Here is a 24,504-nt window from a genome sequence, read left to right on the forward strand (position 1 = left end):
CCCCATCGGGGCAGGGAGCTCAGCTGTTGACGAAGTCCTCGCGGGCCAGCACGCCGGTGTCGGGCTGGTCGGTGAAGACGCCGTCGATGCCCGTGGCGAAGTACGCCCGGTAGGCGCCGAAGACGTCGCCGTAGGCGTCGGCGTCGGTGCCCTTGCGGAAGTTCGCGGGCAGGAAGGGATTCTCGTTGCGCATGGTCCAGGGGTGCAGGACGAGGCCCACCTTGTGCGCGTCGGCGACCAGGGTGGTCGGCTTGGTGAGGTTGCCGGCGGCGTCCTTCGGGATGACCAGGTCGAGGGTCGGGCCGATGCCCTGCGCGTAGGAGGCGATCTCCCTCAGGCCGGCCGGCTTGATCAGGTCGGCGACCGTGCGCGGGTCACCGGTCTCGACGAAGTCCCAGGGGCGGGTGGTCGCGCCGGACAGGAGCACCACGAGCGGGTTGTCGACCAGCTTGTTCAGGCGCTGGATGCTGGTCGGCTCGAAGGACTGGACGATGACCGGCGCGTTCCACCTGTCCTTGCGGTACTTGCGCAGCACCTTGGCGACCCGCTCCTCCAGGCCCAGGCCGAGCTTGCGGAAGTAGGTGGGGTGCTTGAGTTCGGGGTAGATCCACACCTGCTTGCCGCGCTTACGGGTCTGCTCGTCCTGCCACTTCAGGACCTCTTCGAAGGTGGGGATCTCCCAGCGGCCGTTGTAGAGGGTGTTGTGCGGGCGGTTGGCCGGGATGCGCTCGATCGCGCGCAGGGTCTTGAGCTCGGCGAGCGTGAAGTCCTCGGTGAACCAGCCCGTGGTGGACACGCCGTCGAGGACCTTGGTGGTCTTGCGGCCGGCGAACTCGGGGTGGTCCGCCACGTCGGTGGTGCCGCCGATCTCCGGCTCGTGACGGCAGACGAGGTGGCCGTCCTTGGTGGGCACCAGGTCGCCGGCCTCGACGATGTCGGCGCCCAGGTCGAGGGCCAGCTGGTAGGCGCCGAGGGTGTGTTCGGGGCGGTAGCCGCTGGCGCCCCGGTGACCGATGATCGTCGGCACGGGCAGGCTCTTCACGCCGCCGCCTCCTACGTGCTTGGCGTCGGCGGCTCTTGCCGTCCCGGACAGCCCGAGGACCGCTCCGCCGGCGCCGAGCACCGCCGCGCCGAGGAGTGCCCGCCGTCCGGTCGCGCCCGCCTGCTCGTTCGACTCCTGCGTTCCCATGAGGGCCCTCCTGCCATCGGCCTGTCAGTGCGGGCCGATGGTAGGTGCGTGTACATGACGGACGGGAGACCTCCGACGGAACACGCGAGTGACGCCGGATGTCGTATGGGAACAGATGTCTGACGTTTCGTCGGCTTCACGGCGCCGACCGGGGGTACGCGACCTCCGTCACACCATTCCGGCCGCGTTTCCAACCTGCGACGGCAACCCACCGCAGGTAAACATGGGTCAACGGTGCGTAAGACCTCGGTGAACCCGACGTGCCGGATGTGCGCGACCCCCGGGGCCGCGAGTAATGTCCTCACCTGCACAGACTCATACAGATTCCCTGGCCGTTCTCTTGACATCGGAGGGCCCGTTGTCCCGCTTCGCACTCATCAAGGCAGTGCTCGGACCGATCATGCGCCTGATGTTCCGCCCGCAGGTGGAGGGCGCGGAGCACATCCCGGGCGAGGGTCCGGTGATCCTGGCCGGGAACCACCTCACCTTCATCGACTCGATGATCATGCCGCTCTTCTGCGACCGTCAGGTCTTCTTCATCGGCAAGGACGAGTACGTCACCGGCAAGGGCATCAAGGGCCGCCTGATGGCCTGGTTCTTCACGGGCTGCGGCATGATCCCGGTCGACCGGGACGGCGGCCGCGGCGGTGTCGCGGCGCTGATGACAGGCCGCCGGGTGCTGGAGGAGGGCAAGGTCTTCAGCATCTACCCGGAAGGCACCCGCTCCCCCGACGGCCGGCTCTACCGGGGCCGTACGGGCATCGCCCGGCTGGCCATGATGACCGGCGCGCCCGTCGTGCCGTTCGCCATCATCGGCACGGACAAGATCCAGCCCGGCGGCGCCGGCATGCCGCGCCCGGGCCGGGTCACGGTCCGCTTCGGCGAGGCGATGGAGTTCTCCCGGTACGAGGGCATGGACCGCGACCGCTACGTCCTGCGGGCGGTCACCGACTCGGTGATGACCGAGGTCATGCGGCTGTCCGGACAGGAGTACGTGGACATGTACGCCACCAAGGCGAAGGCGGCGTAAGCGGCTTTCCTGTACGGCATTCCTGTACAGCATTTCTGTACGGCATTTCTGTACGACCAACGGCGGGCTGTCCCTCGGGCGGCCCGCCGTTGGTGTCTCCGTCGCCGAGGTGGACCAGACCGGTCGGATGCCGGTTCAGCAACGGACTCGGTGGTCACGGATGCTCGGCCCCGCCCTCCAGCCGCTGTCCGCGCAGCAGGAACCAGGCCGCCACCGCCGCGGCCAGCAGGACCGCAGCGCCCGCGCCCGCCGCGAGCGCCAGGCCGTCGACGAAGGACTGGCGGGCGGCGTCCAGCATCGCTTCGGACGTCTGCGCGGGCAGACCCACCGACGCCTCCACCGCACCCCCCAACGACTCATGCGCCTCGGCCGGTGTGCCCGCCGGGCCCGTGAAGTCGCGGTAGACACCGGTCACGATCGAGCCCAGCAGGGCGATGCCGAGGGCCGCGCCGAGTTCGTACGCCGTCTCGGAGACGGCGGACGCGGCGCCCGCCTGCTCCTTGGGCACGCCGGAGAGGATCACGTCGGCGGTCACGGTGAACGAGAAGCCGGCGCCGACGCCGACGACCAGCAAGGCCACGCCGAGCAGCGGATAGCCCGTGGACTGGTCGATCACGGTCAGCGAGGCCAGCGCGAGGCCGACGGCCGCGAGGCCGCCGGCGACGACGGACCGCACCGAGAAGCGCCGGGCCGCCGTACCGGCGATCAGACCGGCCGCCACCGCGCCCACGGCGGCGGGCAGTTCGGCCAGGCCCGCCTCCAAGGGCCGCCTGCCCTGCACGAGTTGCAGATACTGCGAGAGGAAGAACACCAGCCCCGACAGGCCGAGGATGGTCAGCAGGTCGGCCAGGACGGCACCGCTGAAGCCGCGGTTGCGGAACAGCCGCATGTCCAGCAGCGGGGTGGGCAGGGTGAGCTGGCGGCGTACGAAGCCGTACAGCGCGCCCGCGCCCAGCAGGCCCGCGGCGAGCGGCTCCCAGGTGAAGCCGTGGCTGGCGGCCTCCTTGACGGCGTACACGATGCCGAGCATGCCGATCAGCGACAGGGCGACGCTCAGCGCGTCCCACGGACCGGGACGAGGATTCCGCGACTCGGGCAGCAGCTTGACGCCGACGAGGACGAGGACCGCCATCACCGGCAGGTTGATCAGGAAGACCGAGCCCCACCAGAAGTGTTCGAGCAGGAAGCCGCCCATGATCGGCCCGATGGCCGTGCCCGCGGAAGCGGTCGCGCCCCAGATGCCGATCGCGAGGCTGCGTTCGCGCGGGTCGTGGAAGAGGTTGCGGATCAGGGCGAGCGTGGCCGGCATCAGGGTCGCGCCGGCGACGCCGAGCAGCGCTCGGGCGACGATCATCAACTCGGGTGTCGTCGCGTAGGCGTTGAGGACGGATATCGCACCGAAGGCCGTGGCGCCGATGAGCAGGATCCGCTTGCGGCCGATGCGGTCGCCGAGGCTGCCCATGGACACGAGCAGACCGGCGATGACGAAGGAGTAGACGTCACCGATCCAGAGGAGCTGGGTGCCGGAGGGCTTCAGGTCCTCGCTGATGTAGGGGGTCGCGAGGCCGAGGACGGTCGCGTCGACGGCCACCAGCAGCACGGCGAGCACCAGGACGGACAGCGCGAGCCAACGGCCGGGGCGCTTCACCGCCTCGGTCGGGTTCGCCGGCTGCAGGGTGCTGGTCATGATTCCTCTCTCTGTGGTTTCTGTGGTTTCTGTGGTTTCTGTGGCTTCTGTAACTTGTGGTTTATGTGGGTTGTGTGATGTCTGGTGTCTGTGGTTCGTCTCGTCGCAGCGCGCCACCGAGCAACAACTCGACGGTCATGTGGTGGAAGTCCTTCGGGGCGCCCTTGCCGCTCTGCACCATCCAGGCGCCGGAGGCCAGCAGGCCGTAGAGCGCCTCGGTGAGCCAGGCGGGCGTCAGATCGATGCGGAACTCGCCGCTCAGCTGCCCCCGCCGGAACAGGGCCGAGATCCGCTCGTCGAGCAGGGTCCAGCCCGGGTGCTGCTCCTCGCCCTCGAACAGTTGGTTCTCGGTGTAGAGGAAGGCGAGCAGCCCGGCGGCGGGCTCCAGCTCGCGCACGAGCCGCCGTACGGCCTCGCTCGCGGGCCCGTCGTCCAGGCGGGCCGCCTCCAGGGCGGCCTCGCACTCCGCGATGCCGAGCGCCTCCAGCGCCCGCACGAGCGCGTCACGCCCGGCGAAGTGGCGGTGCAGCGTGGCCCGGCTGATCCCGGCCGCCTTGGCGACCTCGTCCATGGTCGCGGTGGATTTACGCGTCAGCAGCGCTGCGGCGCTGCGCAGTACGTGGTCACGATCGAGGGCCATGAGACAACCATAGGCCATGTGAGACATGCATGTCTCACTACGGGCATACATGTCTCACGCATGGCCACTCAGCAGGGCTTTCTCAGTGCCAGGGCAGCTGCCCGCGCCGCTCCCAGTAGACGTCCGGCTCCTCCACGAGCGCGGCGAGCCTGGTCAGCTGGTCCTCGTCGAGGTCGACGACGGCGGCGTGCAGGTTGGAGGCGAGCTGATTGACGGTGGCGGCGCCGGAGAGAACGACTCCGGCCCAGGGCTGCCGGAGGACGAGCGCGAGGGCGACCGCGTCACAGCCGAGAGACGTTTCTTCGGCCACGGCCTTCAGCGCGTCCGGCGCGTGCGGCTCCGCGAGCCGGCCGTTCGCCATGGCCTCCTTGACGATCACCGTGAGCCCGGCTTCGTGCGCCTCGGCGAGCGCGGGGGCGGCGGAGGTCTCCAGGGCGTTGTACGTCGACTGGACCGTACGGAAGAGGGGCTCGCCGTCGACCGTGACGGCGAGCGCGGCGCGGACGGCCTCGGCCTGGGCGGGGCCGCTGGTGGAGAAGCCGATGGTGAGGCCCTGCGCGGCGGCCTCGGCCAGCTTCGCGTGGAGTTCCTTGTCGGTGAGGGCCGGGCTGTCCGGGGTCACCGAGTGGATCTGGTAGAGGTCGAGCCGGTCGCCGAGCAGCTCGTCGGTCTCGGCGCGCTGCCGCTCGTACGTCTGGACGCTGTGGTCCTTGACCTCGTGCGTCTCGGCGTCCGCCGTCCAGCCGGCGGTGTAGGTGTAGCCCCATTTGCTGCCTACGACGACGTCGTCGATGTCGGGCCGGGCGTTCAGCCAGTCGGCGAGGAACTCCTCCGAGCGGCCGTAGGAGCGGGCGACGTCGAAGTAGCGGACGCCTTGGGCGTAGGCGGCGTCGAGGAGTTCGTGCGTGCGGTCGCGCAGCGTCGTGACGCTGCGGTCCTCTCCGAGGTCGTGGTCTCGGCCGAGGTTGATGTAGCCGGGGCGGCCGACGGCGGCGAGACCCAGGCCGATGTGGCAGGTGGGTGTCGTGGCGGTCGCGAGACGTGCGAAGGGCATCGCGGGCTCCGTTCGGTCGGCTCCGGTACGGCTTTCCGACCAACGTAACCCGCGATGACCTTCGGTGAAGGCAGGGCGCCTGAGAGCTCGGTTCGTGCGGTGCTCTGGCGGGTGCGGGTGCGTTGTGGCTTGTCGCGCCCGCGCGGCGGAGCCGCAAATCGATACAGCCCCGCGCCCCTGAGGGCGTTCCCCTACCGCTTGTCTTTGGCTGTGACCCACTCATGCTGGGCCGCTACGTCCGCCTTGACCTCTGCCAGCTGGACTGCGACCGCACTCGGGGCCGTACCGCCTCGACCGTTGCGGGAAGCCAGGGCGCCCGGGACGTTCAGGACCGAGCGGACCTCGGGGGTCAGGTGGGCGCTGATCTTCGCGAACTGCTCGTCCGTCAGCTCCTCGAGCTCCTTGCCCTCGGCCTCGGCGACCTTCACGCACTCGCCGGCCACCTCGTGCGCGACGCGGAACGGCACGCCCTGCTTGACCAGCCACTCGGCGATGTCCGTGGCCAGCGAGAAGCCTGCCGGGGCCAGCTCCTCCATGCGCTCGCGGTTGACGGTCAGGGTGGCGATCATGCCGGTGAAGGCGGGGAGCAGGACCTCCAGCTGGTCGCAGGAGTCGAAGACCGGCTCCTTGTCCTCCTGGAGGTCGCGGTTGTACGCGAGCGGGAGGGCCTTGAGCGTGGCCATCAGGCCGGTCAGGTTGCCGATCAGACGGCCCGACTTGCCGCGCGCCAGCTCGGCGATGTCCGGGTTCTTCTTCTGCGGCATGATCGACGAGCCCGTGGAGAAGGCGTCGTGCAGGGTCACGAAGGAGAACTCCTTCGTGTTCCAGATGATGATCTCCTCCGAGATACGGGACAGGTTGACCCCGATCATCGCCGTGATGAAGGCGAACTCCGCCACGAAGTCACGGGAGGCCGTGCCGTCGATGGAGTTGCCGGCGCTGCCGTGCTCGAAGCCCAGATCGCGAGCGACCGCCTCCGGGTCCAGGCCGAGGGAGGAGCCCGCGAGGGCGCCCGAGCCGTACGGCGAGACCGCCGTACGCTCGTCCCACTGGCGCAGCCGCTCCGCGTCCCGGGAAAGGGACTGCACGTGCGCGAGGACGTGGTGGGCGAAGAGGACGGGCTGGGCGTGCTGGAGGTGGGTGCGGCCGGGCATCGCCACGTCCGGGTGGGCCTCCGCCAGGCCGATCAGCGCGTCCTGGAGGTCGGCGATCAGACCGCCGATGACCCGGGCGTGGTCCCGCAGGTACATGCGGAAAAGGGTCGCGACCTGGTCGTTCCGCGACCGGCCGGCGCGCAGCTTGCCGCCGAGGTCCGGACCGAGGCGCTCCAGCAGGCCGCGCTCCAGGGCGGTGTGGACGTCCTCGTCGGCGATGGTGCCGACGAAGGAACCGTCCGCGACATCCGCTTCGAGCCGGTCGAGCCCGGCCAGCATCCGCGTCAGCTCGTCGTCCGTGAGCAGCCCCGCCTTGCGCAGCACGCGCGCGTGGGCACGCGAACCGGCGATGTCGTAGGGCGCGAGCCGCCAGTCGAAGTGGACGGACGCGGACAGCTTCGCCAGGGCCTCGGCGGGACCGTCGGCGAAACGGCCGCCCCAGAGCCGTACGTCACCGCTGTTGCTGCTCACTTGCGTTTGCTCCTCAGGAGGTCTGGATGTGCCACCGCCTCCCCGCCGCGTACGGGCAGGGAGGCGGCATTCACGCTATCGGTTACGCGAGGTCCCGCTTCGCCGCGATCTTCGACGACAGGCTGTAGATGTCGATGAAGCCCTTGGCCGCGGCCTGGTCGAAGGTGTCGCCCGTGTCGTACGTCGCCAGGTTGAAGTCGTACAGCGACGCCTCGGAGCGCCGGCCGGTGACGACCGCGCGGCCGCCGTGCAGGGTCATCCGGATGTCGCCGGAGACGTGCTGGTTGGCCTCGTTGATGAAGCCCTCCAGAGCGCGCTTGAGCGGGGAGAACCACTGGCCGTCGTAGACCAGTTCGCCCCAGCGCTGCTCGACCTGCCGCTTGTAGCGGGCCAGTTCGCGCTCGACGGTGACGTTCTCCAGCTCCTGGTGGGCGGTGATGAGGGCGATGGCGCCCGGAGCCTCGTAGACCTCGCGGGACTTGATGCCGACGAGGCGGTCCTCGACCATGTCGATCCGGCCGATGCCCTGGGCGCCGGCGCGCTCGTTGAGCTGCTGGATGGCCTGGAGGACGGTGACGGGCTTGCCGTCGATGGCGACCGGGACGCCCTCCTTGAAGGTGATGATCACCTCGTCGGCCTCGCGCGGGACGGCCGGGTTCTGGGTGTACTCGTAGATGTCCTCGATCGGGGCGTTCCAGATGTCCTCGAGGAAGCCGGTCTCGACGGCGCGCCCGAAGACGTTCTGGTCGATGGAGTACGGGGACTTCTTGCTGGTCGCGATCGGGAGGTTCTTGTCCTCGCAGAACGCGATGGCCTTGTCGCGGGTCATCGCGTAGTCGCGGACCGGGGCGATGCACTTCAGGTCGGGGGCGAGAGCGACGATGCCGGCCTCGAAGCGGACCTGGTCGTTGCCCTTGCCGGTGCAGCCGTGGGCGACGGTCGTGGCGCCGTGCTTCTTGGCGGCGGCGACGAGGTGCTTGACGATCGTCGGCCGGGAGAGGGCGGACACCAGCGGGTAGCGGTCCATGTAGAGGGCGTTGGCCTTGATCGCCGGGAGGCAGTACTCGTCGGCGAACTCGTCCTTGGCGTCCGCGACCTCGGCCTCGACGGCGCCGCACGCGAGGGCGCGCTTGCGGATGACGTCCAGGTCCTCGCCGCCCTGACCGACGTCGACCGCGACGGCGATGACCTCGGCGCCCGTCTCCTCGGCGATCCAGCCGATGGCGACGGAGGTGTCCAGTCCGCCCGAGTAGGCGAGTACGACGCGCTCGGTCACGGGTTTCTCCTCACAGTGCGTTCGCTGACATGCATGATTATGCAGTACTCCGCATGACTCGTCAATGTCGGCTTCGGCCGGAAGCGGAGCCGGGAGGAAATCCGAGGAGCCGTTGAACGCGAGAAACCGCTTTCCCGTATCTCTCGCCGAACGCAGGCGCCGCGTTTGTCAACGACGAGACAACACAACCCGAGTGAGGCATCCGCATGTCCAGGGCTCTTCCGAAGTACAACAAGCGTCGCGTCGCGTTGATCGGCGGCGCCGCCGCGGTGGTGCTGTCCGGTACGGCGATCGCCGGCTTCGCCCTCGCCGGGGAGGACTCCAAGAGCAGCGGCACGAACGCCCGGACGCTGGCGGGCCCCGGCACCATCTCGTGCCCGGACGTCACCTCCCAGCTGCCGGACATCCCCGCGTCCGCCCAGGCCGAGGTGGACCGCAACCTCGCCCAGCTGAACACCCAGATCGAGGAGGCCAACCAGCGCCTCGTCGACACGGTCGGCCAGGGCGGACCCAACTTCGTCCAGAACGCCATCCTCGGTCCCCTGGAGGACAAGCGGATCGCCGCCCTCAACCGCATCGAGACGGCCATCGGCCGCGCCGCCGAGAAGCCCGAGGGCCTCGAAGCCTTCGCCGCCTGCACGCTCAACGCCGACGGGGCCGCCGACACGGGCGAGCAGGCAGGCGGTGAGGCGGGCGCCGGAGGGGAGGCCGGCGCGGGCGCGGAGGCCGGCGCCGGCGCCGGTGAGGAAGCGGGAGCGGGAGCCGGCGAGGAAGCCGGTGCGGGCGAAGAGGCAGGTGCGGGCGAGGAAGCCGGTGCGGGCGCCGAGGCCGGTGCGGGCGAAGAGGCGGGTGCGGGCGGAGCCGAGAACGCCGGCGCCGGCACGATCAGCTGCCCCGACGTCGCCTCGCAGCTGCCCGCGATCCCGGCCTCCGCCCAGGCCGAGGTGGACCGCAACCTGACCCTCCTCGACACCCAGGTCGGCGAGGCCAACAAGCGGCTCGTCGAGACGGTCGGCCAGGGCGGACCCAACTTCGTCCAGAACGCCATCCTCGGCCCGCTGGAGGACAAGCGGATCGCCACCGTGAACCGCATCGCCACCGCCATCGGCCGCACCGCCGAGAAGCCCCAGGGCCTGGACTCCCTGGCCGCCTGCACGCTCACCAAGTGACGTGACAGGCCTGTGGCCGCCCCGTATCAGCGCCGGCCGGGGCGGCCACGGACGTCTCACCGGAGGGGACGCCGAAAGCGGATGTCGCCGGCGGATGTCATCGGCGGATGTCGAAATTCCTTAGACATCCGAAAGACTTGCCCCCATAATCGTTAGACATGGGAAAGACTTACGAGCGCATAGACGGCCGGCTCCGCACGTTCATCGAGGCGCAGCCTCTCTTCTTCACCGCGACGGCTCCCCTCTCCGGGGACGGCACGGTGAACCTCTCCCCCAAGGGCCTCAAGGGCTCCTTCGTGATCCTCGACGAGCTCACCGTCGCCTACCTCGACTTCGCCGGATCCACCGCGGAGACGATCGCGCACCTGCGGGAGAACGGCCGGATCACCCTCATGTGGTGCGCCTTCCAGGGCCCGCCGAACATCGTCCGCGTGCACGGCCGCGGCGAGCCGGTCTTCCGGGACGACCCGCGCTTCCCGGAACTGCTCGGCCACTTCCCGGACATCGACCCGACACCGCACGGGCTGCGCGCGATCATCGTCGTCCGGGCCGAACTCGTCCGTGACTCCTGCGGTTTCGCGGTGCCCTTCATGTCGTTCGACAGGGAACGCGAGCTGCACTCCCAGCGTTTCGCGCGCGAGGACGACGACTCGCTCAGCGAGTACTTCACCAAGAAGGATCACATCGCCACCAGCCTGGATGGCCTACCCGGGCTGCCGTTGCCGCTTCCGCCGTCTACGGTCTGAGCCATGCGCCCCGCTGTCGTCGCCGCCTTGGTGTCCGCGTCCCCGCTCGTGCTCGGTGCCGCGCCCGCCGACGCCCCGCTGCCCGCGCGGATGGCGGACACGGGCGGCGGCCGGCAGCTGATCACCGCGGTGGCCGCGAAGGCCGGCTCGACCTCCGGCACGGTGACGTGGTGGGACCGGCGGGACGGGCGGTGGGTGAAGGCCGGTTCGGCCGCCGCCCGCTTCGGGGCGAAGGGGCTCGCCGAGGGGGACTCGCGGAAGCAGGGCACGAACACGACTCCGACCGGGCTGTACGACCTGCCGTACGCCTTCGGCATCAAGCCGGCGCCGCGCGGGACGGCGTACGAGTACCGGCCCGTGCGCAAGAACTCCTGGTGGTGCCAGGACAAGGCCTCGCGGTCCTACAACCGCTGGACCGAACCCCGCGCCGCCGACTGCCGGGCCGCCCACGCCGAGCACCTGATCTCCTACGGCAAGCAGTACGCGTACGCGCTCGTCATCGGCTTCAACTACCGGCGTCCCGTGCGAAGTCGCGGTGCCGGCATCTTCCTGCACGTCAACGGGCGCGGGGCGACGGCCGGTTGCGTGTCGGTGTCGGCGGACGCCATGCGGCGGATCCTGAAGTGGGCCGAGCCGGGCCGCGATCCGCACCTCGCGATCGGGACGGCGGGCGGGCCGACGGCGATCACCCGGTACTGAACGCGTACGAGACGCGTACCGAGTTCGTACGGCTGAACACACCAGCCTCCCCACACGTATCTCTGGGCCAAGGGACCACGCCACCCCCCTTGCTCCCGTTCCCGGAGGAACCGTGACCACCACGCTCGCAGGCGGCCGCGCCGCCCGCCGCCAGACGATGCGCCGCATCCGCCCGCGCCGCTCCCCTGCGACCATCCTGCTGATCGCCGTCTGGGCCGGCGCGGCCGGAGTGCTGTGGCTGTGGTGGGCCAACACCCCGTCCATCAGCGACAACAACGGCAAGATTCTCAACGCGGGCCGGATCACCGGTCTGCTCGCCGGCTACCTCATGGCCCTCGTGGTGCTCCAGATGGCCCGGGTGCCCGCGCTTGAACGCCGGGTGGGCTCCGACCGGGTGGCACGCTGGCACGCGATGAGCGGCCGCTACACGCTCTGTCTGACCATCGCCCACGTCTTCCTGATCATGTGGGGCTACGCCCTCCAGGCCGGCAAGAGCCTCGGCGACATCGTCCAGCAGACCATCGACTCCATCAACACGCTGCCGGACATGGGCAAGGCCGCCATCGGCACCGGCCTGCTGTTCTTCATCGGCCTGCTCTCGATCGGCCCGGTCCGCCGCAGGATTCCGTACGACACCTGGTACCACGTGCACCTGCTGACGTACGCGGCGGTATTCCTGACCTTCTGGCACCAGCTGACCTCCGGCAACGACTTCGCCGTCGAGCCGGCCGCGAAGACCGTCTGGTACGGGCTGTACGGCTCGGTGACGGCCCTGGTGATCTGGTACCGGATCCTCACCCCGATCCGGCTGAACCTGCGGCACCGGATGCGTGTCGAGGCGGTCATCGAGGAGACGCCGGGCATCGTGTCGGTGCTGATCGGCGGGAAGAAGCTGCACCGGATGGGCGCGGAGGCGGGCCAGTTCTTCCGCTGGCGGTTCCTGGCGCCGGGGATGCGGTTCAGCTCCCACCCGTACTCGCTGTCGGCGGCACCGCGCCCGGACATGCTGCGGATCACGGTGAAGGCGATCGGCGACCACAGCGAACGGCTGCGCGAGCTGACGCCCGGCACCAAGGTGTGGGCCGAGGGCCCGTACGGCGCGCTGACCGCGGCCCGCCGCAGCCGCGGCAAGGTGCTGCTGGTCGCGGGCGGCGTCGGCATCACCCCCATGCGGGCCCTGTTCGAGACGCTGCCCGGCGCGTCCGGCGACATCACTCTGCTCTACCGGGCCAACAGCACCCAGGACCTGGCTCTGTGGGACGAGTTGGCCGCCATCGCCGACGAGCGCGGTGCCCGGCTGATGTACGCGGTCAACAGCCCGGACGGGGCGCGCCCGGACATCTCGGCGGAGCGGCTGCGGCAGAAGCTCCCCGACATCGACAAGCACGACGTCTTCCTGTGCGGGCCGCCCGGCTTCGCACAGTCCGTGTACGAAGCACTGCGCGGCGCGGGCGTGCCCGCCCGCCGCATCCATCACGAGTCGTTCGAGATGTGAGCGACGGGATTCAGGAGCTGTTGAAGCGATGAGGAAGAGTCACCCCATCCGACGTGTCGTGCTCGCGACCGCCGCCACCGTCTCCGGCGTCGTGCTGCTGCTGTCGCTGAAGCCGTCGTCAGACCCGGCGTCGGCGGCGGGTGGCGCGGCGCCCCAGCCCCCGGCGCAGGAGTCGGTGCAGGGCGGCGCCCAGCCCGCCGGGTCCGGCTCGGTCACCGGGGACGCGGCCCAGACGCAGTACGGCGCCGTCCAGGTCCGGCTGACCGTCGCGGGCGGCAAGATCACCAAGGCCGAGACGGTACAGGCGCCCAAGGGCGGGAAGAGCGACCAGATCACCGCCGACGCCGTACCCAAGCTCAACCAGGCGGCGGTCGCCGCGCAGGGCGCGGAGATCGACGCGGTGTCCGGAGCCACGTACACCAGCGCCGGCTACAAGCAGTCCCTGCAGTCGGCCGTGGACAAGGCGAAGGCCGCGGCCGGGTCGGGCGCGTCCCAGGACCAGGGATCGGGCTCGGGCTCGGGCTCGGGCTCGGGCAACGCCCAGGCCGCCCGTACCGTCACCGGCTCCGTCTCCCAGACCCAGTACGGCCCGGTCCAGGTCCGTATCACGGTCAGCGGCGGGAAGATCACCAAGGCGGAGGCCGTCCAGGCGCCCAAGGGCGGGGAGAGCGACCAGAAGACCGCCCTCTCCATACCCCAGCTGAACCAGGCGGCCGTGGCGGCCGGCAGCGCGGACATCGACTCGGTCTCCGGGGCCACCTACACCAGCACCGCGTACAAGGAGTCGCTGCAGGCTGCCCTGGACCAGGCCGGTGGCTGACACAGTGGCCGATTCGGCACAAGCTCCCGCCGCGGTACGTCATGCGGAGGAGGTCATGGGGACGGTCTTCTCCTTCGACGTCCGCGGCGGGGATCCCGACGCGATACGGGCGGCCCTGCGGGAGGCGGTCGCCGACCTGCACCGGGTCGACGAGGTGTTCAGCACCTACCGCGAGCACAGCCAGATCTCCCGGCTGGCCCGCGGTGAACTGACCGTCGAGGAGTGCGATCCGCTGGTCGCCGAGGCGCTCGAACTGGGCGCCGAGGCGGAGCGGGCGAGCGACGGCTGGTTCAGCATGCGCTACGAGGGCCGCCTCGACCCGACCGGCATCGTCAAGGGCTGGGCCACCGAACGGGCGGCCCGGCTGCTGGCGGATGCCGGGGCGAGCGGGGTGAGCGTCAACGGCGGCGGGGACGTGCAACTGCTGGGCGTACCCGGGGCGCAGCGGCCGTGGCGGGTGGGGGTGTCGGACCCGTTGCGCCCGGGCGGACTGGCGGCGGTGATCTCAGCGGCGGGCGCGGCCGAACTGGCCGTCGCCACGTCCGGTACGGCCGAGCGGGGCACGCACATCGTCGACCCCCGCACGGGCCGCTCGGCGGTCACCGACCTCGTGGCGGTGACGGTGGTGGCCCCTCAACTGACCTGGGCGGACTGCTGGGCGACGGCAGCTTTCGCGATGGGGTCGCGGGAGGGCTTGCGCTGGCTGGAGTCGCTGCCGGACGTGGAGGCGCTGTTGATCACGGCGGGCGATGAGGTGAGGTGCACAGGAGGCCTGGCATCTCGACTGGGGTGAGTAGAGGTACTTAGGGGCGCGGGGCTGTATCGATTTGCGGCTCCGCCGCGTGGGCGCGACCAGCCACCCACAATCCGCAGTCGGCGTACGGCAGTCACCATCCCCCTCAGTGCCCGTTCTGAGCCAGCCTCAACAAGTGATCCGCCAACGCCTGCCCCCCAACCGGATCCCGACTGATCAACAACAACGTGTCGTCACCAGCGATGGTCCCCAAAATGTCGTGCAGCTCAGCCTGATCAATCGCCGAGGCAAGAAACTGAGCCGCACCCGGCGGGGTGCGCAGAACGACGAGGTTGGCAGAAGCCTCCGCAGAGATCAGCAGCTCCGCGGACAACCGCCGCATCCGCTCCTCCTTCGCCGACCCCCCCAACGGTGCCCGAGGGGTCCGGAAACCCCCCTCACTGGGCACCGCATAGATCAGGTCGCCGTCGGTGTTACGGATCTTCACCGCGTTCAGCTCGTCCAGATCCCGGGAGAGCGTCGCCTGTGTGACGCTCAACCCGTCGTCGGCGAGCAGCTTCGCCAACTGGCTCTGCGACCTCACCGGCTGCCGATTGAGGATGTCCACGATCCGGCGGTGCCGCGCGGTGCGGGTCTGCGGTACGGCAGGCCCCGCGGTCTGCTCGTGCTCCTGCGCCTGGCTCATCGTCGTCTCATTCCCCGGATCATCCTTCCCCCTTGGCCACGTCCAGGATGCCGGGCAGCGCCTGAAGAAGCGCGTCCACTTCCTCGTCACCGAGGTTCAGCGGCGGCATCAGCCGTACGACCTCGGGGGCGGGCGCGTTCACCAGGAACCCGGCGTCCTGAGCCGCCTGCTGCGCCTTCGGCGCGAGCGGCTCGGTGAGCACGATACCCAGGAGCAGGCCGGCGCCCCGGACATAATCGATCAACGGGTGACCGAGAGACTCGATTCCCTCGCGCAGCTTCTCGCCCTGCCGCTTCACGTTCTCCAGCAGGCCCTCGGCGGCGATGGTGTCGACGACGGCGAGTCCGGCCGCGCAGGCGATCGGGTTGCCGCCGAAGGTCGTACCGTGCTGGCCCGGCTGGAGCAGCTCGGCGGCCCGTCCGAAGGCGATGGTGGCGCCCAGCGGGAGCCCGCCGCCGAGGCCCTTGGCGAGCGTGACGACGTCCGGCAGGACGCCCTCGTGGGCCTGGTACTCGAACCAGTGCCCGGTCCGGCCGATGCCGGTCTGCACCTCGTCCAGGACCAGCAGCGCACCGGTGGCGGCGGTGATCGCCCGGGCCGCCTTCAGGTAGCCGACCGGGGGCACCACGGCCCCGTTCTCGCCCTGGACCGGCTCGATGATGACGAGCGCCGTGTCCTCGGTGACCGCGGCGGCCAGCGCCTGCGCGTCGCCGTACGGAACGTGCGTGACGTCACCGGGCAGCGGCAGGAACGGCTCCTGCTTGCCGGGCTGGCCGGTCAGCGCGAGGGCGCCCATCGTGCGGCCGTGGAAGCCGCCCTCGGTCGCGACCATGTGCGTCCGCCCGGTCAGCCGGCCGATCTTGAAGGCGCCCTCGTTCGCCTCGGCGCCCGAGTTGCAGAAGAACACCTTGCCGTCGCGGCCGAAGAGCTCCAGCAGCCGCTCGGCGAGCGCGACGGGCGGCTCGGCGATGAAGAGGTTGGAGACGTGGCCGAGGGAGGCGATCTGCTTGCTGACGGCCTCGACGATCGCGGGGTGGGCGTGGCCGAGCGCGTTGACCGCGATGCCGCCGACGAAGTCGACGTACTCCTTGCCGTCGGCGTCCCAGACCCTGCCGCCCTCACCCCGCACGAGGGGCAGCCGCGGGGTGCCGTAGTTGTTCATGAGCGCGCCCTGCCACCGCTGCGTCAGCTCTTCGTTGGCGGTCATACGGCATCCCCCTCTTGCTCGTCGGGCACGACCATCGTGCCGATGCCCTCGTCGGTGAAGATCTCCAGCAGGATCGAGTGCTGGACCCGGCCGTCGATGACGCGGGCGGTGGTGACGCCGCCCCGCACGGCGTGCAGGCAGCCCTCCATCTTCGGCACCATGCCGGACGACAGGTCCGGCAGCAGCTTCTCCAGTTGGGAAGCGGTGAGGCGGCTGATCACCTCGTCGCTGTTCGGCCAGTCCTCGTAGAGGCCCTCGACGTCCGTGAGGACCATGAGGGTTTCGGCGCCCAGAGCAGCAGCGAGTGCCGCAGCCGCCGTATCAGCATTGACGTTGTAGACATGTCCGTCGTCCTGGCTTCGGGCGATCGACGAGACGACCGGGATACGGCCGTCGGCGAGCAGGGCGTCGATCGCGCCCGTGTCGATCTCGGTGATCTCGCCCACCCGCCCGATGTCGACCAACTCGCCGTCGATCTCGGGCTGGTGCTTGGTGGCGGTGATGGTGTGCGCGTCCTCGCCGGTGAGGCCGACGGCGAGCGGGCCGTGCTGGTTGAGCAGTCCGACCAGCTCGCGCTGCACTTGTCCGGCCAGCACCATCCGTACGACGTCCATGGCGTCCTCGGTGGTGACCCTGAGCCCCGCCTTGAACTCGCTGACGATGCCGTGCCGGTCGAGGGCGGCGCTGATCTGCGGGCCTCCGCCGTGCACGACGACGGGCTTGAGGCCGGCGTGGTGCAGGAACACCACGTCCTGCGCGAACGCGGCCTTCAGCTCCTCGTCGATCATGGCGTTGCCGCCGAACTTGATGACGACGGTCTTGCCGTTGTGCCGGACCAGCCAGGGCAGCGCCTCGATGAGGATCTGGGCCTTGGGGAGCGCGGTGTGCTTTCGAGTAGTGCTCATGAGGCGTACGCGCTGTTCTCGTGGACGTAGTCGGCGGTGAGGTCGTTGGTCCAGATGGTGGCGGTCTGGGATCCGGCGGCGAGGTCGGCGACGATGTGCACCTCGCGGTAGCGCATGTCGACCTTCTCGCGGTCCTCGCCGACGCCGCCGTTCTTGCACACCCAGACGCCGTTGATGGCGACGTTCAGCCGGTCCGGCTCGAAGGCGGCGCTCGTCGTGCCGATCGCGGAAAGCACGCGGCCCCAGTTGGGGTCCTCACCGTGGATGGCGCACTTGAGGAGGTTGTTGCGGGCGATGGAGCGGCCCACCTCGACGGCGTCGTCCTCGGTCGCGGCGTTGATCACCTCGACCTTGATGTCCTTGCTGGCGCCCTCGGCGTCCCGGATCAGCTGCTGCCCGAGGTCGCCGCAGACCTCCCGCACGGCCTCGGCGAACTCCCCGTGCTCCGGGGTGACTCCGGAGGCGCCGGAGGCGAGCAGGAGCACGGTGTCGTTGGTGGACATGCAGCCGTCGGAGTCGACGCGGTCGAAGGTGACCTTGGTGGCGGCGCGCAGCGCCTTGTCCAGGACGTCGGCTTCGAGGTCGGCGTCGGTGGTGAGGACGACCAGCATGGTGGCCAGGCCCGGCGCGAGCATGCCCGCGCCCTTGGCCATGCCGCCGACGGTCCAGCCGTCCTTCGTCACGACGGACGTCTTGTGGACGCTGTCGGTGGTCTTGATGGCGATGGCGGCCTTCTCACCGCCGTGCTCACTCAGGGCCAGCGCCGCCGTCTCGACCCCCGGGAGCAGCTTGTCCATCGGGAGCAGGAGGCCGATGAGGCCGGTGGAGGCGACGGCGACCTCGGCCGCGTTGTGCCCGAGCACGTCCGCCACCTTCTCGGCGGTCGCGTGGGTGTCCTGGAAGCCCTTGGGGCCCGTACAGGCGTTGGCGCCGCCGGAGTTGAGGATGACGGCGGAGACCTGACCGCCCCTCAGCACCTGCTCGGACCAGAGCACCGGCGCGGCCTTGACGCGGTTGGAGGTGAAGACGCCCGCGGCGGCGCGGCGGGGCCCGTTGTTGACCACGAGGGCCAGGTCCGGGTTGCCGTTCTCCTTGATTCCGGCGGCGACTCCGGCCGCCGAGAATCCCTGTGCTGCCGTGACGCTCACGGTGCGACTCCGATCGTGGAAAGACCGAGCTCCTCGGGGAGGCCGAGGGCGATGTTCATGCTCTGGACGGCACCGCCCGCGGTGCCCTTGGTCAGGTTGTCGATGGCGCTGATCGCGATGATGCGGTGCGCTGCGGCGTCGTACGCGACCTGCACCTGAACGGCGTTGGAACCGTAGACGGACGCCGTGGCGGGCCACTGCCCCTCGGGGAGGAGGTGGACGAAGGGCTCGTCGGCGAAGGCCTTCTCGTAGGCGGCGCGGACGGACTCGGCGGTGACGCCGTCCTTCGCGGAAGCGCTGCACGTGGCGAGGATGCCGCGGGGCATCGGCGCGAGGGTCGGCGTGAACGACACGGAGACCCGCTCCCCCGCCGCCCCGCTGAGGTTCTGGATCATCTCGGGCGTGTGCCGGTGGACGCCGCCGACGCCGTACGGCGACATGGAGCCCATGACCTCGCTGCCCAGCAGGTTCGGCTTGGGCGTCTTGCCCGCGCCGGACGTGCCGGACGCGGCGACGATCACGGCCTCGGGCTGGGCCAGGCCCGCCGCGTACGCCGGGAAGAGGGCGAGCGAGACGGCGGTCGGGTAGCAACCGGGCACCGCGATGCGCTGGGACCCCTCCAGCGCGGCGCGGCCGTCCGGCAGTTCGGGGAGGCCGTACGGCCAGGTGCCGGCGTGCGGGGAGCCGTAGAACCGCTCCCAGTCGGCCGCGTCCTGCAGCCGGAAGTCGGCGCCCATGTCGACGACGAGCACGTCCGGGCCGAGCTGCTCGGCGACGGCGGCGGACTGCCCGTGCGGCAGCGCGAGGAAGACGACCTCGTGTCCGGCGAGGACCTCGGCACTGGTCTCCTGGAGCACGCGGTCGGCCAGCGGCAGCAGGTGCGGTTGCAGCGCGCCGAGCTTCTGCCCCGCGTTGGAGTTGCCGGTGAGGGCGCCGATCTCGACCTCGGGGTGCGTCAGGAGCAGACGGAGGAGCTCTCCGCCCGCGTATCCGCTCGCTCCGGCCACCGCCGCGCGTACCACCATGTCCATCCTCCTACTCGAATGGCATGACTATACGTATCGCTGCACGTTTATGCAATCCTGGGGTGGACAGAGGGCGTCGCCGGTGCGACTGATTCCCAATGATGCTTGTCAACCAGCGAGCCGTAGGGTGCGGCTCATGGATTCGTTGATCACTGCCGTCCGCGAACAGGACGAGGCTGCCCGGTTTCTCGCCTGGCCGGGCGACTTCGACCTGGACCGCGGCGACCATGTCGAGGAGGTCCACCTCGCCTCGTGCGCCGCGCTCGAGGGTTTCGCCGGCGACGGCGCTGGGGGCACGTACTTCTTCTGCGGTGAAGGCGGCGAGGAACGTCCAATCCTCTATGCCGACTCCGAAGGAAGTGCGGCGCTGGTTGCGATCGGCCTGCCCGAGCTCCTGCAGCTGCTGCTGGTCGCCCCGTGGTGGCGCGACTGCCAAGCGTTCACGGAGGAGGAAAGTCGCGAGCTCGCGGCCGAGTACCTGGAGGACATGCCGGATCTCGTGGCCCGAAGGGAACGGGCCGCCGCAGCCCTTGACCTCGACCTTCCGGACCAGGCAGACGTCCTGGCCCGCTTGCGGGAGGCAGCCGTTGGGGTGGGAGAGAACTTCGTTCTCATCTTCACGCCGGAGGGGCACCCCTACGAACCTCTCATCAGGAACTGAGACGCATTGGGGCAGCAGGCAGCATGCAGCGGGCAGCACGCGCCGTCTCGGATCAACAGGGATCAACTCACGGCGAGACCGCGCTGAGGTGGCTGCGGCTCAAAGGTTTCGCTGATCACGTATAAGGGCCCACAGGACGTCGAGGCGTCGGCGCGCGAGGGCGAGGACTGCCTGCTTGTGGCTCTTTCCCTCGGCTCGTTTGCGGTCGTAGAAGTCTTTGAGGTGGGGCAGAAGCGGGCGGCGATCTGGGCGGAGAGGTAGAACACGCGCAGGAGTCGGCGGTGGTAGCGGTGTGGTCGGCGCATGTACGTCGAGGAGGCCCTCCTCGACGCGATCATGGCCGGGGCATCCGGCTACGTCCTCAAGCAGATCAAGGGATCCGGCCTCGTCTCGGCCGTCCGCACCGTGGCCTCGGGCCAGTCGATGCTCGACCCCGCGACCACGGCCCGGCTGATGCTCTCGCTGCGCACGGAACCTTGTCAGACCCCGGCCGTACCTTCCGAACTCGTGGGCCTCTCGCCGCGGGAGAAGGACATCCTGGGTCGGCAGCCTCGGCGTGCAGCAGGCAGCAGAGCAGGGGCACGCACCAGGGTCCGTGATGCCGACCGTATCCAGCCTGCGCCGCCCGCGACGGATCAGGCCAAGCGGCACGGAGTCGGGCTGGGAGCGGCCTCGGATGTGCCGCCTGCCTTCGGCATCGTCGGTCTCACGGGCACGTACTCGTGCCGCCACCCGCACCAGCCTGACGGCAACACGTCGCACAGAACAGGACAAGCATCGCGTCATATCGCGACAAAGTGACGTCACCTGACACGGCATTAGATGCGTTAGGACCGTTGACACACTTCTTGCCATAGATCTACTTTGAGCCGCCAACGTAAACATTCTGTGAACACATCCGCCCTTGGATTACGTAGCAGATTAGAGGTACAGATGTCCTTGCATCGCGGAGGCAGGCTCGCCGCTCTCATCTCGTGTCTTATGACAGCGATGTTCATGTCACTCATGTTCGCGGTACCCGCTCACGCCGCCACGACGTTGACGACCTACCCGGCGCCTGCGGGGCACCCCCTGAGCACCGACTTCACAGTCAAGGTGCGCACACCCGGCGGAACCTGGATCGACCTGGACGAGTATCAAACTCGGGTCGGAGGGCCCTCAAGGGCGTCGTGGGCCTCGTTCGTCAACTTCGACACCAACGGTCCCGTCGAACTGTCCGTCACCCACAACCTGGGGGCCGTGTCGACGGTGAAGGTCAAGCCCTCGGCCAAAGGCATCACACCGGCGATCAGCGGCAATACCGCGACCTTCACGATCTCGGGGCCGATGAAGCTCGTCGTTGATGTGAACGACAACGTCGATCAGGACCTGATGATCTTCGCCAACCCGCTGGAGACCAACGTGCCCAGCGCGTCGGATCCGAACGTCGTCTACTACGGCCCCGGGTTCTACGACACCGGCGACATCACCGTCCCGAGCGGCAAGACGCTGTACATCGCCGGCGGAGCCGTGATCAGGGGCGGCGTCATCGCGAACAACGTCTCCGACGTGACGATCAGGGGGCGCGGCATCCTCTACCGCCCCGACGGCGAGGGGGTCTCGATCGATCGCTCGACGAACGTGACCGTCGACGGCATCATCGTCAACGGTTACGGCAACCTGAACAACGGTGGTTACGGGGTCAGCCTCGGATCCTCGAACAACGTGTCCCTCAACAACATCAAGCTCCTGGCGTACAGGAAGTGGAGCGATGGAGTGGACGCGATGGCGTCGAACAACATCAACGTCAACGACTCCTACATCCGCACCGGTGACGACAGCATCGCGATCTACGGCTCGCGTAGCGGTGACGGCTTTGGGTATTTCGGAAGCACGAACGTCTTCAATGTGACCAACTCGATCCTCATGCCGGGCAAAGCGCATCCGGTCAACGTGGGCACACACGGCAATCCGGACGCCCCCGACACGATCAGCGGGATCACGATTTCCAACGTGGACATCCTGACGCACAACCCGCTGTCCGCTGTCTCACCGATTTCTCTCACCGCGAGCGATTCGAACCTCGTGACGGACGTCCTGCTCACGGACATCCGGTGGGAGGACGTGCTCGTCGGCAAGTTCCTGGACGTGATCACCTACAAGAATCCGGGATACGGCTTGTCGGTCGGTCGCGGAATCAACGGCGTCACCGTCAAGAACTTCTCGTACAACGGCAACCTGCAGTACGACAACAACATCTATGGCTACGACGCGACCCGGATGACCCAGAACGTGGCCTTCGAGAACCTGACGGTCAATGGAGCCGTGGTGACGAATGCCGCCGCCGGACGATTCGCGATCGGGAGCTACACCAGCAACATCACCTTCTCCGCGGGCAGCGGAACCCCGATCCAGAGCGGACACGTCTACAAGATCCAGAACGCCAAGAGCGGCAAGGTGCTCGGCATCAGCAATATGTTGAAGACCGACGGCGCCCAGGCGCTGCAGTGGTCGGACAACGGAACAGCCGACCACGAGTGGACATTCACCCAGCTGAGCAATGGCAACTACGAGCTCACGAACGTGAACTCCGGCAAGGTGCTCGGCATCAGCGGCATGTCGACCGCTGACGGCGCGCAAGCCCTGCAGTGGTCGGACAACGGAACAGCCGACCACGAGTGGCAACTGGTGACGTCGGCGAATGGCGCCTACAAGCTGGTCAACCGATACAGCTCCAAGGTGCTCGGCATCAAGGACGGATCAACATCCGAAGGTGCGCTCGCGGTGCAACAGCTGGCCAACGGCAACCTCGACCAAAGCTGGAACCTCGTGTTCGTCAGATAACAAGGTAGGGCCGAATCGAGCCCATGACGTGCCCACCGGATGCTTTCCGCTCCGGTGGGCACGTCATCGCGTCGGAACCCTCTGTCACGCCCTCGGACGACTGGACGATCGGCACTTCACCGGGCACGCGTCGACTCGCAGTCCATGACGGCGAATGGGCCGGCGAACTCGGTCGCCTGACTACAAGTATGTCAACACCCCTGACACACTTCCCCAATCCGGCCCCACGGCGTAACTCGACGCCTCCTCGCATGGCCACCCGGCCCGCGCGAACCCATCGGAGTACTGCATTCACCGACCTCGCCGTTGCCCAGCGCGATCACGGCGGCGATCACCGGCCGACATCGTTCACGGCGACGGCAGAGTGGATCACCGACGCGCTGGACGTGCTCGGCATTCCCTGCGTGGCCGACCGACTGTCGCTGTCTCGGGACAGAACACTTAGGGCTCAGCCCGAACCGGATCCGGGTCCAGCCCATGGTGCGACCGAGTCGGTCGGGCGCGCGAGATACTTGCGACCATGACGTCGTACTCGCCCGGGGGCTCGCTCCGCACGCTGCGCCTGTCCAACGCGGCCGCCGTTCTTCGCACAGTCGCCGAAGCCGGTCCGCTGCACCGCGCCGAGATCGCTCGTCGCGTCGAACTCTCGCGTACCACGGTCACCACGATCACCAGAGAGCTGATCGAGGGCGGCGTGCTGGTCGAGTCGCTCGACGACAATCGCGGACCGGAGGTCGACGGTCGCGCCGGCGGACATCTGATGCTCACTCCGACGGCGGCGTGGGCCGGTGGGGTCAACCTGACGCTCGATGGCGTCGCAGCGCGCGTTCATGATCTGGCCGGCGGCGAGCTCGGTACCGCACAGCGCGAGCTCGCACCGACGGACGACGGAGAGCGTCGTGCTGAACTCGCGACGGAAGCGCTCGACGAGGCGCTCGAGCGGGCCGGCGGCCATCGTGGTCGGCTGCTCGCTGTCGGGTTCGGCCTGCCCGGCCAGATCGATCCGTCCGAAGGCGTCGTGCATGGCGCGCTCGACGATCAGCCCTGGCATGGCGTGAACGCGCTCGATGTGATGTCGAACCGGCTCGGAGTCCCCGTCCTGGTCGAGAACAACGTCCGGCTCGAGACCCTCGCAGAATGCCGCTGGGGCGACGCCCGCGACGTCGAGAACCTTATTTACGTGCACATCTCGAGCGGTCTCGCCATCGGCATAGTGATCGCCGGCCAGTTGCACCGCGGCGCCGACGGAGGAGCCGGCGAGTTCGGGCATGTCTCGATCGATATCGAGGGCCCCGCGTGCCGCTGCGGCAATCGAGGATGTTTGGTGCTGAAGGCGGGCGGATCTGCCGTGGGCCGGCGTCTGCGCGACGTGCTCGGCGACTCGGCGAAGCTCTCCGACATCGTGGCCGCCTCCGCCGCAGGCAACCGTGCGGTGCGCAATGTCCTGAGGGACGTGGGCGGTGTCGTCGGTCGCGAACTGGCAAGCGTCTGCAACCTGCTCAACCCCGAGCTGGTCGTCGTGGGCGGCCAGACGGCATCGGCCGGTGACGTCCTGCTCGAGCCGCTGCGCGAGGACCTGGCGCGTCACACCCTCGCTCCCCGGGGTGCGCCAAAGGTCGTACCGTCGCTGCTCCCGGCAGGCGCCGACGCCGGCGCATGGGGGGCTATCGCGCTCGTACTCGCGAGCGTGCACTCGTCGCCGACGGCGTTGGAGCGCCTTCTCGAGCTGGGTGCCGCGTCTGTTGAACGGCGCGCGCACAGCTCCTGACCTGCATACGTGACGGGGTGTGTGCACAGGTCAGTGATGTAACGACACAACACGCGCAGCGCGGTCCGTCCGCGCTCCCCGCGCCAGGCCGGGAGGCT

At 69.2% G+C, this 24,504-nt stretch carries 21 protein-coding genes and 2 pseudogenes; 11 read left to right on the plus strand and 12 right to left on the minus strand.

Annotation, left to right across the window (positions count from 1 at the left end):
• Positions 1-19: 19 nt before the first annotated feature.
• Entirely contained in the window at positions 20-1,189 is a 1,170-nt protein-coding gene (locus tag Q4V64_RS09600; RefSeq protein WP_124443727.1) for a glycerophosphodiester phosphodiesterase, read from the minus strand.
• Between the two features lie 295 nt (positions 1,190-1,484).
• Here Q4V64_RS09600 and Q4V64_RS09605 point away from each other — a divergent pair, with 295 nt between their 5' ends.
• A complete protein-coding gene (locus Q4V64_RS09605; RefSeq protein WP_306308380.1) occupies positions 1,485-2,219 on the plus strand; it encodes a lysophospholipid acyltransferase family protein in 735 nt (244 codons plus the stop codon).
• Between the two features lie 154 nt (positions 2,220-2,373).
• Here Q4V64_RS09605 and Q4V64_RS09610 read toward each other — a convergent pair whose 3' ends face one another.
• The 5 genes from Q4V64_RS09610 to Q4V64_RS09630 form a co-directional block, all read right to left on the minus strand.
• Positions 2,374-4,023 (minus strand): MFS transporter, encoded by a 1,650-nt coding sequence (locus tag Q4V64_RS09610; protein ID WP_348540797.1) that lies wholly within the window; start codon positions 4,021-4,023, stop codon positions 2,374-2,376.
• The gene (locus Q4V64_RS09615) at positions 3,968-4,546 is read right to left on the minus strand and encodes a TetR/AcrR family transcriptional regulator (protein WP_253267291.1); all 579 of its coding nucleotides are present in this window, start codon (positions 4,544-4,546) and stop codon (positions 3,968-3,970) included. Before Q4V64_RS09615 ends, Q4V64_RS09610 begins: the two co-directional genes overlap by 56 nt.
• An 82-nt stretch (positions 4,547-4,628) precedes the next feature.
• Entirely contained in the window at positions 4,629-5,600 is a 972-nt protein-coding gene (locus tag Q4V64_RS09620) for an aldo/keto reductase (protein WP_124443723.1), read from the minus strand.
• A gap of 191 nt (positions 5,601-5,791) precedes the next feature.
• Positions 5,792-7,225, minus strand: a complete 1,434-nt coding sequence (argH, locus tag Q4V64_RS09625) for an argininosuccinate lyase (protein ID WP_124443722.1) — start codon at positions 7,223-7,225, stop codon at positions 5,792-5,794.
• Positions 7,226-7,307: 82 nt separating this feature from the next.
• Positions 7,308-8,501, minus strand: a complete 1,194-nt coding sequence (locus tag Q4V64_RS09630) for an argininosuccinate synthase (RefSeq protein ID WP_124443721.1) — start codon at positions 8,499-8,501, stop codon at positions 7,308-7,310.
• A 206-nt stretch (positions 8,502-8,707) separates the two neighbouring features.
• Between Q4V64_RS09630 and Q4V64_RS09635 the strand changes: the two genes are divergently transcribed.
• The 6 genes from Q4V64_RS09635 to Q4V64_RS09660 all read left to right on the plus strand — a co-directional run bounded on the left by Q4V64_RS09635 (position 8,708) and on the right by Q4V64_RS09660 (position 14,223).
• Positions 8,708-9,670, plus strand: a complete 963-nt coding sequence (locus tag Q4V64_RS09635) for a hypothetical protein (protein ID WP_124443720.1) — start codon at positions 8,708-8,710, stop codon at positions 9,668-9,670.
• Positions 9,671-9,828: 158 nt separating this feature from the next.
• A complete protein-coding gene (locus Q4V64_RS09640; RefSeq protein WP_124443719.1) occupies positions 9,829-10,416 on the plus strand; it encodes a pyridoxamine 5'-phosphate oxidase family protein in 588 nt (195 codons plus the stop codon).
• A gap of 3 nt (positions 10,417-10,419) precedes the next feature.
• Positions 10,420-11,115, plus strand: coding sequence for a L,D-transpeptidase family protein (locus Q4V64_RS09645; protein ID WP_124443718.1), 696 nt, complete (start codon positions 10,420-10,422; stop codon positions 11,113-11,115).
• 112 nt (positions 11,116-11,227) lie between these two features.
• Positions 11,228-12,610, plus strand: coding sequence for a ferredoxin reductase family protein (locus tag Q4V64_RS09650; RefSeq protein WP_172629479.1), 1,383 nt, complete (start codon positions 11,228-11,230; stop codon positions 12,608-12,610).
• Between the two features lie 28 nt (positions 12,611-12,638).
• Positions 12,639-13,430 (plus strand): FMN-binding protein, encoded by a 792-nt coding sequence (locus tag Q4V64_RS09655; RefSeq protein ID WP_172629478.1) that lies wholly within the window; start codon positions 12,639-12,641, stop codon positions 13,428-13,430.
• Positions 13,423-14,223, plus strand: a complete 801-nt coding sequence (locus tag Q4V64_RS09660; RefSeq protein WP_253267290.1) for an FAD:protein FMN transferase — start codon at positions 13,423-13,425, stop codon at positions 14,221-14,223. Before Q4V64_RS09655 ends, Q4V64_RS09660 begins: the two co-directional genes overlap by 8 nt.
• 106 nt (positions 14,224-14,329) lie before the next feature.
• On the opposite strand, the gene Q4V64_RS09665 is transcribed toward Q4V64_RS09660, so the two are convergent.
• From Q4V64_RS09665 to argC, 5 genes are read right to left on the minus strand one after another with little or no spacing between them, the layout of a single operon-like run.
• On the minus strand, positions 14,330-14,869 hold the full coding sequence (locus Q4V64_RS09665) for an arginine repressor (protein WP_124443716.1): 540 nt from the start codon (positions 14,867-14,869) through the stop codon (positions 14,330-14,332).
• 19 nt (positions 14,870-14,888) lie between these two features.
• Positions 14,889-16,076: an acetylornithine transaminase gene (locus tag Q4V64_RS09670; RefSeq protein WP_124443715.1), complete on the minus strand. Its 1,188-nt coding sequence runs from the start codon at positions 16,074-16,076 to the stop codon at positions 14,889-14,891.
• Positions 16,073-16,981, minus strand: a complete 909-nt coding sequence (argB, locus tag Q4V64_RS09675) for an acetylglutamate kinase (protein WP_124443714.1) — start codon at positions 16,979-16,981, stop codon at positions 16,073-16,075. The genes Q4V64_RS09670 and argB overlap by 4 nt, the downstream gene beginning before the upstream one ends.
• The gene (gene argJ, locus Q4V64_RS09680; RefSeq protein WP_124443713.1) at positions 16,978-18,129 is read right to left on the minus strand and encodes a bifunctional glutamate N-acetyltransferase/amino-acid acetyltransferase ArgJ; all 1,152 of its coding nucleotides are present in this window, start codon (positions 18,127-18,129) and stop codon (positions 16,978-16,980) included. The genes argB and argJ overlap by 4 nt, the downstream gene beginning before the upstream one ends.
• Complete coding sequence (gene argC / locus Q4V64_RS09685) at positions 18,126-19,154, minus strand: N-acetyl-gamma-glutamyl-phosphate reductase (RefSeq protein ID WP_124443712.1); 1,029 nt, start codon at positions 19,152-19,154, stop codon at positions 18,126-18,128. The genes argJ and argC overlap by 4 nt, the downstream gene beginning before the upstream one ends.
• 136 nt (positions 19,155-19,290) lie before the next feature.
• Between argC and Q4V64_RS09690 the strand changes: the two genes are divergently transcribed.
• A complete protein-coding gene (locus Q4V64_RS09690; RefSeq protein ID WP_124443904.1) occupies positions 19,291-19,815 on the plus strand; it encodes a hypothetical protein in 525 nt (174 codons plus the stop codon).
• Between the two features lie 99 nt (positions 19,816-19,914).
• Here Q4V64_RS09690 and Q4V64_RS09695 read toward each other — a convergent pair.
• Positions 19,915-20,120 (minus strand): annotated as a pseudogene (locus Q4V64_RS09695) (IS110 family transposase); the annotation flags it as partial.
• A gap of 7 nt (positions 20,121-20,127) precedes the next feature.
• Here Q4V64_RS09695 and Q4V64_RS54880 point away from each other — a divergent pair.
• From Q4V64_RS54880 to Q4V64_RS09710, 3 genes and pseudogenes are all read left to right on the plus strand, one after another.
• Positions 20,128-20,355 (plus strand): annotated as a pseudogene (locus tag Q4V64_RS54880) (DNA-binding response regulator); the annotation flags it as partial.
• Between the two features lie 699 nt (positions 20,356-21,054).
• A complete protein-coding gene (locus tag Q4V64_RS09705) occupies positions 21,055-22,638 on the plus strand; it encodes an RICIN domain-containing protein (protein WP_172629477.1) in 1,584 nt (527 codons plus the stop codon).
• A 520-nt stretch (positions 22,639-23,158) separates the two neighbouring features.
• Positions 23,159-24,406, plus strand: coding sequence for an ROK family transcriptional regulator (locus tag Q4V64_RS09710; RefSeq protein ID WP_124443710.1), 1,248 nt, complete (start codon positions 23,159-23,161; stop codon positions 24,404-24,406).
• Positions 24,407-24,504 lie beyond the last annotated feature (98 nt).

The sequence above is a fragment of the Streptomyces sp. NL15-2K genome (genome assembly GCF_030551255.1).
Lineage (GTDB): Bacteria > Actinomycetota > Actinomycetes > Streptomycetales > Streptomycetaceae > Streptomyces.